Genomic DNA, 13,646 nt, shown 5'->3' with positions numbered 1-13,646 from the left:
ATCTTTCACGCAAACGCAAAACAGCCGCCGCGCCCGGCGGCGCGGCGGCTGTTCAGCAACCAAAACTATCAAAAGGCGCGAAGCGGTCAGGCCGCCGCGCGCAGAGCGGCGGATTCGCCGAACAGCTTGACCACCGCCTCGACAAACTCGGCGAGCTGGTCCTGGCCCAGCGCGCTGACGGTGATCTCATCGACCACCAGGGCCTCGTCGCTGATCTTGCCGCCAGCGGCGATCAAATTGGCGCGGTAGGCTTCCGGCGCGGCCAGCAGACGGCCACGCAGCTTGCCGGGGATGGCGAGCAGTTGGATTCCCTGGTCGATCGCGGCGATCGGCTTCCCGGCGTCCAGGAAATGGCCGATGATGCGGCGGGTGTGCGCCGACTGGCTGAGCTTGGCCACGCTGCGCTCGCCGCCCGGCAGCAGCAGCATGTCGAAATCGGCGCCCAGCGCCTCGCCCAACTGCTTGTCGACCGGGAAATAATGGCCCCAGGATTTGCCGTGCCAGCCGTTCACCAGACCCGTCTCGGTCGAAATCGTGCGCAGGGTCGCGCCGGTCTTCAGCAGAGCGCGTTGGGGTTCGGTCATCTCCGCTTCTTCAAAGCCGTTGGAGACGAGAATGGCAATGGTTTTTCCCGTGAGCGAATAATCCATACTGCACTGTCCTTTCATCATGTCGATCAGAAGCGCCGAGGCCGGAGGCGACGGAGCGGCAACCACCGGAGCAAACATCCACGCGGAAAGACGCGGGGGCGGAATCGACCGTCACGGCGCGACAGGCGTCGCGCGGAGGCGGGACCCGCCGCCGGACTCCGCGTTGGGCGCCCGGCGTGGAGGGACCGTTACGTCCCGGATCGGTTTGTTTTCAGCATGCGATGTAAGTGGTCTTGAAGCGTTCTCAAGTCAACAGGGGATTCCGCGCCGCAGCGGAAGAGATACGGACGGAACAACAACACCAAATCGGCGTTTTCCCGTGCTGTTCAAGACTTTCGGCCCCGTTTGCCGACGACCTTGAATTGAGGCCGCGCAAGGCAGCCATACCAATGGGGCGGGGCTATGACGGCGAACGGCGGGCGTTTGTCACAAAAAAGCGGCCGGAGGTTTCCCCCCGGCCGTTGAAAAGTCAAAGCATCAGCCGTTCAAAACGATCCGGCTCGCACACCGGATCACGGACCAACTCCCGATCAATGGAACTGGTCAGCCTCGGTGGAGTCCTTGTACGCGGTGGTCGAGGAGGTGCCGCCCGAGATCGCCGTGGCGACCGCGTCGAAGTAGCCGGTGCCGACTTCGCGCTGGTGCTTGGTGGCGGTGTAGCCGTCCTTCTCGGCCGCGAACTCGGCCTGTTGCAGTTCGGAGTAAGCGGCCATGCCGCGCTCGGCGTAGCCCTTGGCGAGCGTGAAGGCCGAGTAGTTCAAGGAGTGGAAGCCCGCCAGCGTGACGAACTGGAACTTGTAGCCCATGGCGCCCAGCTCCTTCTGGTACTTCGCGATGGTCGCGTCGTCCAGGTTGGCCTTCCAGTTGAAGGACGGCGAGCAGTTGTAGGCCAGCAGCTTGTTCGGGAATTCCTTCTTGATGGCTTCGGCGAACTTGCGGGCGTCGTCCAGGTTCGGCTTGGAGGTTTCCCACCACAGCAGATCGGAGTAGGGGGCGTAGGACAGGCCGCGAGCGATGCAATGCTCGACGCCGACGCCGGTCTTCAGGCGGTGGAAGCCTTCGGTGGTGCGGCCCGCCGCGAAATCGATGAAGGGATGATCGCGCTCGTCGATGTCCGAGGTGATGAGCTGCGCCGACTCCGCGTCGGTGCGGGCGATCACCAGGGTCGAGGTGCCGCTGACGTCGGCGGCCAGACGGGCGGCGTTCAGGGTGCGGATGTGCTGCTGCGTCGGGATCAGAACCTTGCCGCCGAGATGGCCGCACTTCTTTTCCGAAGCGAGCTGGTCTTCCCAGTGCACGCCCGCCGCGCCAGCCTTAATCATCGACTTCATCAGCTCGAAGGCGTTCAGCGGGCCGCCGAAACCGGCTTCGGCGTCGGCGATGATCGGCGCGAACCAATAGGTGTCGCCCTTGCCTTCGGAGGTCTGGATCTCGTCCGCGCGCTTGAACGCGTTGTTGATGCGCTCGACGACCGCCGGGACGGAGTTCACCGGGTACAGGCTCTGGTCGGGGTACATCTGACCGGCGCTGTTGGCGTCGCCGGCGACCTGCCAACCCGACAGGTAGATGGCCTTCAGGCCGGCCTTGACCGCCTGCATCGCCTGGTTGCCGGTCAGCGCGCCCAGCGTGTTGATGTACGGCTCGGTGTTCAGCAGTTCCCACAGGCGTTGCGCGCCGAGTTCGGCCAGCGTGTGTTCGATCTTGATCGAGCCGCTCAGACGCTTGACGTCCTCCTCGGTGTAGTCGCGGCGGATGCCTTCGTAACGAGCGGCGCGGAGGGCGGCCTTGGTCTTTTCGTCGAGCGCCATGATCGGTGTCCTTCTGTCCGTAAGCCCTGGTTCAGGGGGCAAGTCTAAGGATTCTCGGGGCGGGCCTTGTTCGGTCCCAACGCTCGTTTCCCAGCTTTTGGTCTGGATCGAGCCTTTTGTCTGGTGCCGTTGGCTTTACAGCGCGGCCATGGACAGAGTGTTACGCCGGGCCTCTGTGCGTTGCAATAAGCCCTTGTTTGTAAAAAGGTCCGTTTGTAAACTGTCGTCGCGAAAACTCTGTAAATCAGTAAAGTTTGTAAAGTTTACAGCCCCTGGGACGCCGGGGCCGGACGGTCGAGGGCAAGGGCATGGACAAGAAGGCGATGCTGGGGCCGAAGGTGCGGCGGCTGCGCCGCGACCAGGGTCTGACCCAGGCGCAGATGGCCGACCAGTTGGGCATTTCCCCCAGCTATCTGAACCTGATCGAGCACAACCAGCGCCCGGTGACGGTGCCGCTGCTGCTGAAGCTGGGGCAGAATTTCGGCGTCGATCTCCAGGCCTTCGCCGAGGATGAGGAAAGCCGTCTGGTCGCGGGCCTGCGCGAGGTGTTCGCCGACCCGCTGTTCAACGGATCCGACATCAAGAACCAGGATTTCCGCGAATTGGCCGCCGTCGCCCCCACCTTGGGGCAGGCGGTGGTCGCGCTCTATCGCGGCTTTCGCGGCGCGCGCGACGATCTGCAAGCGCTGTCGGAACGGGTGGCCGACCGGGAAAAGCTGCATCTGGTGCAAAGCAGCGGCTTTCCCCAGGACGAGGTGCGCGACCTGTTCCAGGCCCATTCCAACCATTTCCCGGAGTTGGAGGACGCCGCCGACGCGCTGTGGAAGGACGGCGCTCTTGAAAAGGGCGATCTCTATCGCGGGCTGGTCGATTGGCTGAACACCCAGCACAGCGTCCGCGTCCGCCTGTTGCCGTCGGAGGTCATGGGCTACGCCGTCCGTCGCTTCGACCGCCACAGCCGCCGGGTGCTGCTGTCGGAGATGCTGGCCCCGTCGGGCCGCAATTTTCAGCTCGCCTGCCAAATCGCCCTGCTGCGCCACCGCGAATTGCTGAACAGCATCGTCGAGACCGCCAACCTGTCCGACGACGAGGCGCGGCGGCTGGCCCGCATCGGGCTGGCCAACTATTTCGCCGCCGCCGTGCTGATGCCCTACCAGCGCTTCCACGAGGCCGCCACACAGGTTCGTTATGATATCGAAATATTACGAAGGCGGTTTGATGCTTCGTTTGAGCAGGTGTGCCAACGCCTGACCACCCTGCACCGCAGCGGGGCCAAGGGGGTTCCCTTCTTCTTCATGCGGGTGGACAGCGCGGGCAACGTGTCCAAACGCTTCTCCGGCGCCGGATTCCACTTCGCCCGCTTCGGCGGTGGTTGTCCGCGCTGGATCGTTTACGAAGCGTTCCGAACGCCGGGCAAGGTTCACAGCCAGGTCGCGCAGATGCCGGACGGGACCACCTGGTTCTCCATCGCCCGCACCGTGGTGAAGGCGGGCGGCGGCCACCGCAGCCCGCCGCAGCAATTCGCCATCGCGCTGGGCTGCGACGCCCACCACGCGGCGCACGTCACCTATGCGGACGGCTTTGATCTGGCCAACACCGAAGCGGCGACGCCGATCGGCGTGAATTGCCGCCTCTGCCCCCGGCTGGATTGCTCGCAACGGGCGTTTCCGCCGCTGAATCATCGGCTTATCGTCGATGAAAATCTGCGCGGCCTGTCGCCTTATCTCTTCGCCCCACCCAGCGCCGAGTGAGCGGCCATTGATCTGCGTCAATGTTCTACTTTAATTTCTGTGTTGTTTGTTGGCGGACTCGTCAGATGGACTGGTATAAAGCCGTGGCCTTCCGGCGGAATTGTTGCTAGGTTTTCGGCGTCGCGCGGCGGCAGCCTGTTCACAGCCACCGGAACGCGCCCCGAACCCGAAAGCCGGCTCTGGCATTGCTACTGTCTTTGGAATCTCCATGAGCAACCTCATTCAGGAGCGCGTTCTGCGCGTTCACCACTGGACCGACACGCTGTTCACCTTCACCACCACGCGTGACCCGTCCTTCCGCTTTCTGCCGGGCCAGTTCACGATGATCGGGCTTGAGGTGAACGGGCGCCCGCTGCTGCGCGCCTACAGCCTCGTCAGCGCGCATTACGAAGAGACGCTGGAGTTCTTCAGCATCAAGGTTCCGGACGGCCCGTTGACCTCCCGCCTTCAGCATCTGAAGGAAGGCGACACGGTTCTGGTCAACCGCAAGGCGACCGGCACCCTGATTTCCGACAATCTGCTGCCGGGCCGGAACCTCTATCTGCTCAGCACCGGGACGGGGCTGGCCCCCTTCCTCAGCATCATCAAGGATCCCGAACTGTACGAGAAGTACGAGCGGGTGATCCTGACCCACGGCACCCGCACGGTCGCCGAACTCGCCTACGACGATTTGATCCAGCACGAGCTGCCGGAGAATGAGTTCTTTGGCGAGCAGGTGAAGGAAAAGCTGCTCTATTACCCCACCGTGACGCGCGAGCCGTTCCGCAACAGCGGGCGTCTGACCACGCTGATGGAAAACGGCAAGCTCTACCGCGACCTTGGCCTGCCGGAGCTGGATCCGGCGCACGACCGCGTGATGATCTGCGGCAGCCCGGCGATGCTGACCGAAACCACCAACATGATGGACCGCAAGGGCTTCGTCATGGGCACGAACGGCGAGCCGGGCAATTACGTGATCGAAAAGGCGTTCGTCGAACGCTGATTGGGAGCGCTGATGGGAGCGCTGATGGAATAAAGCGGCGCCCGCCGCTGTTTGATCGGGGTATCCATCCTCAACCTTGCGACCGGCGCGTTTTCCATGATGGGGAACGCGCCTTTCTTTTGGTTGGCCGTCGCCTCCGGCCCCCTCCCCGACCCTCCCCCGCTCACGCGGGAGAGGGAGACGATGGTCGGGCCGCACCCGTCCCCTCTCCCGCTGACAAGCGGGGGAGGGCTAGGGAGGGGGCGACGCGAATCACCAACCCCGTTCAACCCGCCCCGCCTTTGGTGTAGACATCCCGCCCATGCGCCTGATCCCGATCCTCGCCGCGATTCTCGTCGTCGGCCTTGCGAACCTCGCCGTGTGGTCCTTGCCGAACCGGCCGGTTCCCCTTGAACCGCCGCCCGGCGGCAAGCTGCGAAGCGTGTCCTTCGCCCCCTTCCGCGACGGGCAAAGCCCGTTGACGCAGATCTTCCCCAGCCCGGCGGAGATTGAGGAGGATTTGGCCGCGCTCGCCCCGCAGGTCGCCGGAATCCGCACCTACACGTCGCTGGAAGGCTTGCAAATCGTGCCGGAGCTGGCGCGCAAGCATGGGCTTCAGGTGACGATGGGGGCGTGGCTGTCGTCGAAGCCGGAAAAGAACGAGGCGGAAATCGCCTCGCTGATCGATCTGGCCAACCGCTTTCCCGACACCATCACCCGCGTCATCGTCGGCAACGAGGTGCTGTTGCGCCGCGAGCTGACGCCCGATCAGGTCGCCGGTTACATCGACCGGGTCAAGGCGGCGGTCAAACAGCCGGTGTCCTACGCCGACGTCTGGGAATGGTGGCTGAAATACCCGCAGATCGCCGATCACGTCGATTACCTGACCATCCATCTGCTGCCCTATTGGGAGGACGTCCCCGCCGGGGTCGCGGGCGCGACGGAACGCATCCGCTCCTCCTACCACACCATCGCGAAGCGTTTTCCGGGCAAGCCGATCCTGGTCGGCGAAACCGGCTGGCCGACGGCGGGCCGTTCGCGCGGGGCCGCCGTGCCGGGGCTGGTCAACAAGGCGACCTTCGTCAACGGCTTCGTCCGCATGGCCGCGCAGGAGGGCTTTGACTACAACGTCATCGAAGCCTTCGATCAGGATTGGAAAGCCAAGCTGGAGGGCACCGTCGGCGGCCATTGGGGCCTGTATGGCGCCGACCGCGTGGCGAAATTCTCGCTGGCCGGGCCGGTGGTGGAAAACCGCGACTGGCCGCGCCTTTACGCCGTCTCCGGCGGCCTCGCCCTGCTTCTGCTGGCCGGTCTGGCGCTGCGCGGCGGGCGTCTGACCAACGGCGGTTGGACCGGCTTGATCCTGTTGACGCAAGCGCTGTCCACTTTGTTCGTCCAGGCCGTTCACGCGGCGCTTCACGGGAAACATTACTGGCACGACACCGCCCTGGCGGGCGTCATGCTGGCGTTGACGGCGGCGCTGTCGCTGGCCGTTCTGCTGACCGCGCAACGGACGCTGGCGGGCGGCGGGCTGGCGCGGGAGCCGCTGGCGGGCCTGCGGGTCAACCGCCCGTCCCTGTCCGCCGTCGAGTCGGTTGGCCGCTGGTCGGCGTTGGCCTTGACCGGGCTGGCTCTGATCTGGGCGGCCTTGATCGTTTGGGATGGCCGTTACCGCGACTTCCCCAACCCCTATTTCATGATCCCGGTGGTTGGGCTGCTGGGGCTGGGCATGGTCCGCGCCGCCCGCCGCCCGGTCGGGGCCACGCGGGGCGCGGCCAGCGCCATCGCCGGTCTGTTCCGCCCCGCCGTGCCGATGACCGACGCGCCCGCCCGCCGCCTGTGCCGGGCCGCGCGCCGCCTGCCCGTCGAGTCGCTGCTCGCCGCCGGGCTGCTGCTGACCGCCCTGCTGACCGTGCTGGCCGAGGGTTTCGTGCCGCTGGAATCACTGATTTACGGCCAGCTTCCCTTCCGCGAGGCGCTGCATGAGGTCGATTGGTCGCTGCCCAATTGGGAGGCTCTGGCCTGGGCCGCCCTGCAAGCCCTGCTCGCCCTTCCTTACGCCGCCGGGGTGTTCAGCGCAAAACGCTGAACGCGCCGCCGACACGCAACGCCGCTGTTGCGCGTCAATTCGCGGCAAGGATTAATAGACGGGTCCACCCCGCTCTCCGCAAGGATCCGTCCAATGTCCCTGGAACTCTGGCTGGCCTTCGCCGCCGCCTCGACCGTCATGCTGATGATACCGGGGCCGACGGTGCTGATTGTCGTGTCCTACGCCTTGGGCCATGGCCGTCGATCCGCGATGGCGACCGTCGCCGGGGTGGCGTTGGGCGATTTCACCGCGATGACCGCCTCGATGCTGGGGTTGGGCGTGTTGCTGTCCGCCTCCGCCGCGCTGTTCACCGGGCTGAAATGGGTCGGCGCCGCTTATCTGATCTATCTTGGCGTCAAGCTGTGGCGGGCGCCAATCACCGTTGGTTCCGAGTCCGCCGACGAGCCGGACGTCAAACCGCTGCGGATGCTGTTGCACACCTACGCCGTCACGGCGCTTAATCCCAAAAGCCTTGTCTTCTTCGTCGCCTTCCTGCCGCAGTTCCTCGACGCCGCGCAGCCACTGGTCGGCCAGATGGCGACGATGGAGGCGACCTTTCTGGTTCTGGCGACGCTGAACGCCGCGCTCTACGCCCTGTTGGCGTCCGCCGCGCGCAAGGCGGTGCGCACCCCGTCGGTGCAGCGCGCGGTCAACCGAACCGGCGGCTCCCTGCTGATCGGGGCTGGCTTGCTGACCGCCGCCTGGAAGAAGGCGGCGGCCTGATCCCATCACCCTGACCCGGCGCGTTGAGGGTTGGACGGCGTTGACAACATTCTGTTGCTAATCCGAAGATTGCGCCGACTTTTCACGCTCACCGCGTGACGTGGTTTTCGTTCGACGAGACGGCGCGGCTTCGCGCCCGGAGGAAGCAGGGGCGATGGCGGACTTGGCAGCGGCGGAAAACGCCAGCGACGATCTGCTGTTCGCTGATGAAAACACCGACGAAGACGCTTTGGCCGTCCGGCGCAACCCGCCCTGGCGGATCCTGATCGTCGATGACGACCACGAGGTCCACGCCATCACCCGCGTGGTGTTGGGCGACGCCAGTTTTGAAAAGCGCCAGTTGCGCTTCCTCTCGGCCTATTCGGCCAAGCAGGCCCGCGCCCTGCTGGACGAGCATCGGGACATCGCCGTCATTCTGCTGGATGTGGTGATGGAAACCGACGACGCCGGGCTGACCCTGGTCCGTCACATCCGCGAAACGCTGGGCAACCAACAGGTGCGCATCATCCTGCGCACCGGCCAACCCGGACAGGCCCCCGAACGCGCGATCATCGCCGCCTATGACATCAACGATTACAAAGCCAAGAGCGAACTGACCGCGCAAAAACTGTTCACCGCGACCGTCGCCGCCCTGCGATCCTACCAGCACATCACGCTGATCGAGCGTGGACGCCAAGGGGTTGAAGCGGTGATGGAGGCCGCCGATCATCTGCTCGAACAGCCGAGTCGCGCCGCTTTTCTCCGCGCCCTGACCGAACGGATGGCCGATCTGTTGCCCGTTTCCGGCTCGGTCCTGCTCTGCGCCGCCTCCCCCGACGGCGAACCGCGCGTGCTGTCCGCCGCCAGCGCGGGCGACGGACCGCTGGACGCGACCCTGCCCGATGAGGTGATGCCGGACATCCGCGCGACGCTGGACGATGGCCGCTCCCGCTGGGGCGACCGGCACGGCGTCGCCCGGCTGCGCAGCCGCAGCCAAGCGCCGCACGCGCTGTGCGTCCGCGCCGACGGCCCGTTGCCCGAGGTGGAGCAGCGCCTGATCGAGCTGTTTTGCGCCAAGGCCGGAACCGGCTTCGACAATCTGCATCTGGTCGAGCGGCTGCAAGAGGCGCAGATCGCCACCGTCCACGCGCTGGGCAAGCTGGCCGAATACAAGGACGAAGTCACCGGCGACCATGTGAAGCGGCTGGGCCGCTGGGCCACCGCCATCGCGCGCGAACTGCGCGCCCGCGACCTGTTCCCCGACGAGTTGGATGAAGAATTCTGCGGCATGATCGGGTTGGCCAGCGTCCTGCACGACGTCGGCAAGGTCGCCATCCCCGACGCCATTCTGCGCAAGCCCGGACGGCTGGACGCGGAGGAAATGCGCCACATGCGCGAACACGCCGCCATCGGCGGCGCCATCCTGCGCGACGCCGGGGGCGAGGGGCCGCGCAACTGCCTGTCGATGGGCGCCCAAATCGCCGAAAGCCATCATGAGAGGTTCGACGGCGGCGGCTACCCCCACGGCTTGAGCGGCGACGCCATCCCGCTGTCGGGCCGCATCGTCGCCGTCGCCGACGTCTTCGACGCCCTGCTCCACCGCCGCCCTTACAAAAAGGCGTGGGAGATGGAGGAGGTGTTGGACCTGCTGCGCGCCGAGTCGGGCCGACATTTCGACCCGCGCGTGATCGACGCCTTCCTGGCCGTTCTGGCGCGCGACGGGTTGCCGCTGGTCGCCTGACCGTCAACCGTTCCTATGCGGAGGCCGGAGGGTGGTTAGCGTTTTGCCCCCTCCCTAGCCCTCCCCCGCCTGTGGCGGGAGAGGGAACTCCGCCGCACGCCGACAACCGCGCGCCAACAAGGCTCCAGGCCCCCTCTCCCGCAAAGCGGGGGAGGGTTGGGGAGGGGGCCAGCGGCGCCGAACCAGCGCAATAGGGCTTGGAAAACGGTTACAGCCCCAGCACGTCCTTCATGCTGTAAAGGCCCGGCGTCTTGTCGCGCGCCCACAGGGCGGCGCGCACGGCGCCCTTGGCGTAGATTTGGCGGCCCGATCCCTTGTGGGTCAGCTCGATCCGCTCGCCGTCGCCCGCGAACATGACGACGTGATCGCCGATGACGTCGCCGCCGCGCAGGGTGGCGAAGCCGATCTCGCCGCGCGGACGGACGCCGGTGATGCCGTCGCGGGTCTTTTGCCAGACATCCTCCAGCGCCACGCCCCGCCCCGCCGCCGCCGCGCGGCCCAACCCCAGCGCGGTGCCGGACGGCGCGTCCACCTTGTTGCGGTGGTGCATCTCCAGGATTTCAATGTCGTAGGCGTCGTCCAACTTGCTGGCGACCTGCTCGACCAGCGCCAGCAGCAGATTGACGCCCAGCGACATGTTGGGCGATTGCAGAATCGCCGTGTGGGTCGCCGCCTGGGCGATGGCCGCCTGCTGCGACGGGTTTAGGCCGGTGGTGCCGATGACCAGCACGGTTTCCGCCTGGGCGGCCAACGCGGCGTGACGCTCCGTCGCTTCAGGGTTGGAGAAGTCGATCACCGCGTCGGCCTGGGCGAAGAGCGCCACCGGATCGTCGATGGCGACGACGCCCAGCGCGTCCAGACCGGCCAGCAGCCCCAGATCCTTGCCGATGGCCTCGCCGCCGACCTTGTCGGTGCCGCCGATCAGCGTGCAACCCGCCGTCGCCGTGATTTCCCGCACCAACATCTGGCCCATGCGCCCCGCGCAGCCGATGACACCGATCTTCATGACGCCTCACTCCCTGACCAAACAGCCGGACCTTCTCATCAAGCCTTTAGCACAGGGAGGCGGTTGGCTTAAGCGCCAAGACAGCCGCGCAGCGAGGCGGCCAGATTGCGCAGCAGAGTCGGGTAGAGCGCCGGGCCTTCCGCCAAATCAGCGCCCTCGGGGTCCAAGATTCCCGTCTTGGCCTTGGTTCCCTCCGCCACCGTGCGAACCAGCGCCGGTTCAAACTGCGGCTCGGCGAAGACGCAAGCGGCGTCCAGACCGGCGATCTTGGCGCGCACCGCCGACAGGCGCTTGGCCGAGGGGCGACGGTCCGGGCTGACGGTGATCGAGCCGACCGCCGACAGGCCGTAACGATCCTCGAAATACTGATAGGCGTCGTGGAAGACGACGAAGGGCTTGCCCGCCACCGGGGCCAGCGCCGCTTTCAGCTCCGCGTCGAGCGCGTCGATGGATCCAAGCGTCTTGTCGGCGTTGGTCCGGTAGGCTTCGGCGTTGGCCGGATCCTTGGCGGCCAGCGCCTCGGCGGTCAGGGCGACGATGCGGCGGGCGTTGGCCGGATCGAGCCAGATGTGGGTGTTCACCTCGTCATGGTCATGCTCGTCATGGTGATCGTGCTTGGCGTCGTGGCCTTTGGCCTCATGCTTGTGGGCGTCGCCCTTATGCTCATGGCCATGATCGTGCGCCTCCCAGGCCCCGCCCTCGCGCGCGTCCAGAAGGTGGAGGCCCTGGGCGTCCATCAAGGTCAGGATTTTCGCCTTGCGGGCGTTGCTGGAGAGCGGCTTTTCCAGAAAGCCTTCCATCTCCGGCCCGACCCAGACCACCAGATCGGCGGTGGACAGGCTTTTGGCGTCCGACGGCTTCAGCGTGTAGGTGTGGGGCGAGGCGCCGCCGCGCACCAGCAACGCCGGTTCGCCAACCCCCTGCATCACCGACGCCACCAGGGAATGGATCGGCTTGATCGACACGACCACCTTCGGCGCGTCGGCCAAAGCCGGGGCGACCGCCAGCATCAGGGTGACGGCGACCGCCGGGAAACACGCGATACGGCGCATGGGTGCAATCCTTATTGTCATTCTGGACAGGATGAAGCTTTGAGAGCATACGGATGAACCGGCCTTCATTTGTCACGTTATAACATAACATGTCAATCACCCACCCACACGCTCCCCCCGCGTCCACTGCGCCCGCGCCCGCTCCCGATCCGCTGGTGTGGACCGAGAATCTGTCCGTGCGTCTGGGCGGACGGCCGGTGCTGAGCGGCGTCACCATGGCCGTCAACCCTGGCGAGGTGGTGACTCTGATTGGTCCCAACGGGGCGGGAAAGACCACGCTGGCCCGCGCCGTTCTGGGGCTGGTCCGCCCGTCGGATGGTCGGGTGGCGCGGCGCCCTGGTCTGCGCGTCGGCTACATGCCGCAGAAATTGGCGGTGGACGCGACGTTGCCGCTGACCGTTCGCCGCTTTCTGACCTTGTGGCGCCCAACCACGCCCGACCAGATCACAGCGGCGCTGGAGGAGGCGGGCGTCGCCCGGCTGGCGAACGCGGCGGTGCAAACCCTGTCGGGCGGCGAGATGCAACGGGTGCTGCTGGCCCGCGCCCTGCTGAGCGACCCCGATCTGCTGGTGCTGGACGAACCCGACCAGGCGGTGGACGTCCATGGCCAGGCCGAACTGTTCGCCCGCATCGAGCATGTCCGCCGTCATCACCGCTGCGGCATCCTGCTGGTCAGCCATGATCTGCACACGGTGATGGCGCGCACCGACCGGGTGATCTGCCTGAACGGCCATGTCTGTTGCCACGGGCGGCCCGAGGACGTCAGCCGCCACCCGGAATACCACGCGCTGTTTGGCCGCCACGCGGCGGAGCTGGCGGTCTATCTGCACCATCACGACCACGCGCACGACCCGGAGCGCGGCGTCGTCAAGAGTCAGGACGGGGGCTGTTGCCATGGATGATTTTTTGATCCGCGCGCTGGCCGCCGGTTGCGGCATCGCCGCGTTGGCCGGGCCGCTGGGATCCTTCGTGGTCTGGCGGCGCATGGCCTATTTCGGCGACACCCTGTCCCATTCGGCCCTGTTGGGGGTGACTCTGGGCTTTCTGCTGGGCGTCAACCCGATGATCGGGGTGATGGTGGTCTGCGTCGCGCTGGCGCTGGCGCTGGTCGGGTTGCAACGGCGGCGCACGCTGGCCGCCGACACCGTGCTGGGCATCCTGTCGCACGGCTCGCTGTCGCTGGGGCTGGTGGCGTTGGCCTTTCTGGAGACGCTGCGCGTCGATCTGATGGCCTATCTGTTCGGCGACATCCTGTCGGTGACGGCCAATGATCTGGTCTGGATCTACAGCGGCGGCGCGGTGGCGCTGACCGGGCTGGCGCTGCTGTGGCGGCGTCTGCTGGCCGTGACGGTGGACGAGGATCTGGCGCGGGTGGAGGGCATGCCGGTGGACGCCCTGCGTCTGGCCTTCATGCTGCTGATCGCGCTGGTGATCGCCATCGCCATGAAGATCGTCGGCATCCTGCTGATTACGTCGCTGCTCATCATCCCGGCGGCGGCGGCCCGCCGTTTCACCCGCACGCCCGAAAGCATGGCGGCCTTGGCCTCGGTCTTTGGCGTGGTCGCCGTGGTCGCCGGGCTGCTGGCCTCGCTGACCTGGGATTTGCCGGGCGGCCCCAGCGTGGTCGTGGCGGCGGCCAGTCTGTTCCTGGTCGGATCGCTGGTTCCGCTGCGGGGGTGACGCGCGCGGGCGACATCCGCTGGTGGAACACAATTGTATTTTTGCACTTTTTTGTCAAAATCACCCGGCGGACGCGATGGCGGACTGGCCGCCATCGCCGCCGCACTACCGGGAGGTGCTGAGGATGGAAAAGATCCTCGCTCTCCTGATCCTGGTGCTGGAGATCGTCAAGCGGTTGCTTGACCTTCTGCACTAAGATCGGGCGG

Annotated in this window: 11 protein-coding genes; 7 read left to right on the top strand and 4 right to left on the bottom strand. The window is 66.2% G+C overall.

Annotated features, from left to right (window positions below; all coding sequences use genetic code 11):
- Positions 1 to 86: 86 nt before the first annotated feature.
- A complete protein-coding gene (locus tag ACODS4_RS02210) occupies positions 87 to 650 on the bottom strand; it encodes a DJ-1/PfpI family protein (RefSeq protein ID WP_488860254.1) in 564 nt (187 codons plus the stop codon).
- Positions 651 to 1,180: 530 nt separating this feature from the next.
- On the bottom strand, positions 1,181 to 2,458 hold the full coding sequence (gene aceA, locus ACODS4_RS02205; RefSeq protein ID WP_488860252.1) for an isocitrate lyase: 1,278 nt from the start codon (positions 2,456 to 2,458) through the stop codon (positions 1,181 to 1,183).
- A 308-nt stretch (positions 2,459 to 2,766) separates the two neighbouring features.
- On the opposite strand from aceA, the gene ACODS4_RS02200 reads away from it, so the two are divergent.
- From ACODS4_RS02200 to ACODS4_RS02180, 5 genes are all read left to right on the top strand, one after another.
- Positions 2,767 to 4,209, top strand: a complete 1,443-nt coding sequence (locus ACODS4_RS02200; protein ID WP_488860250.1) for a helix-turn-helix domain-containing protein — start codon at positions 2,767 to 2,769, stop codon at positions 4,207 to 4,209.
- Positions 4,210 to 4,417: 208 nt separating this feature from the next.
- Positions 4,418 to 5,191 carry a ferredoxin--NADP reductase gene (locus ACODS4_RS02195; RefSeq protein ID WP_488860248.1) on the top strand — a complete coding sequence of 258 codons (774 nt, stop codon included), beginning with the start codon at positions 4,418 to 4,420 and terminating at the stop codon, positions 5,189 to 5,191.
- Between the two features lie 301 nt (positions 5,192 to 5,492).
- Positions 5,493 to 7,259: a glycoside hydrolase family 17 protein gene (locus tag ACODS4_RS02190; RefSeq protein ID WP_488860246.1), complete on the top strand. Its 1,767-nt coding sequence runs from the start codon at positions 5,493 to 5,495 to the stop codon at positions 7,257 to 7,259.
- 93 nt (positions 7,260 to 7,352) lie between these two features.
- The gene (locus ACODS4_RS02185; RefSeq protein WP_488860244.1) at positions 7,353 to 7,982 is read left to right on the top strand and encodes a LysE family translocator; all 630 of its coding nucleotides are present in this window, start codon (positions 7,353 to 7,355) and stop codon (positions 7,980 to 7,982) included.
- A gap of 154 nt (positions 7,983 to 8,136) precedes the next feature.
- The gene (locus ACODS4_RS02180; RefSeq protein ID WP_488860242.1) at positions 8,137 to 9,702 is read left to right on the top strand and encodes an HD domain-containing phosphohydrolase; all 1,566 of its coding nucleotides are present in this window, start codon (positions 8,137 to 8,139) and stop codon (positions 9,700 to 9,702) included.
- A 208-nt stretch (positions 9,703 to 9,910) separates the two neighbouring features.
- Here the strand turns inward: ACODS4_RS02180 and dapB are convergent, their stop codons facing one another.
- A complete protein-coding gene (dapB, locus tag ACODS4_RS02175; RefSeq protein ID WP_488860240.1) occupies positions 9,911 to 10,708 on the bottom strand; it encodes a 4-hydroxy-tetrahydrodipicolinate reductase in 798 nt (265 codons plus the stop codon).
- A 68-nt stretch (positions 10,709 to 10,776) separates the two neighbouring features.
- Positions 10,777 to 11,760, bottom strand: coding sequence for a zinc ABC transporter substrate-binding protein ZnuA (znuA, locus tag ACODS4_RS02170; RefSeq protein ID WP_488860239.1), 984 nt, complete (start codon positions 11,758 to 11,760; stop codon positions 10,777 to 10,779).
- A gap of 89 nt (positions 11,761 to 11,849) precedes the next feature.
- On the opposite strand from znuA, the gene znuC reads away from it, so the two are divergent.
- Together znuC and znuB are read left to right on the top strand one after the other, a co-directional pair.
- Complete coding sequence (gene znuC, locus ACODS4_RS02165) at positions 11,850 to 12,662, top strand: zinc ABC transporter ATP-binding protein ZnuC (RefSeq protein WP_488860237.1); 813 nt, start codon at positions 11,850 to 11,852, stop codon at positions 12,660 to 12,662.
- Positions 12,655 to 13,440 (top strand): zinc ABC transporter permease subunit ZnuB, encoded by a 786-nt coding sequence (gene znuB / locus ACODS4_RS02160; RefSeq protein WP_488860235.1) that lies wholly within the window; start codon positions 12,655 to 12,657, stop codon positions 13,438 to 13,440. The genes znuC and znuB overlap by 8 nt, the downstream gene beginning before the upstream one ends.
- The last annotated feature ends 206 nt before the right edge of the window (positions 13,441 to 13,646 follow it).

This window comes from Azospirillum sp. FG154, assembly GCF_057809575.1.
The sequence above is the reverse complement of the archived record's forward strand: the minus strand, read 5'-3'. Positions and strand labels throughout refer to the sequence as shown.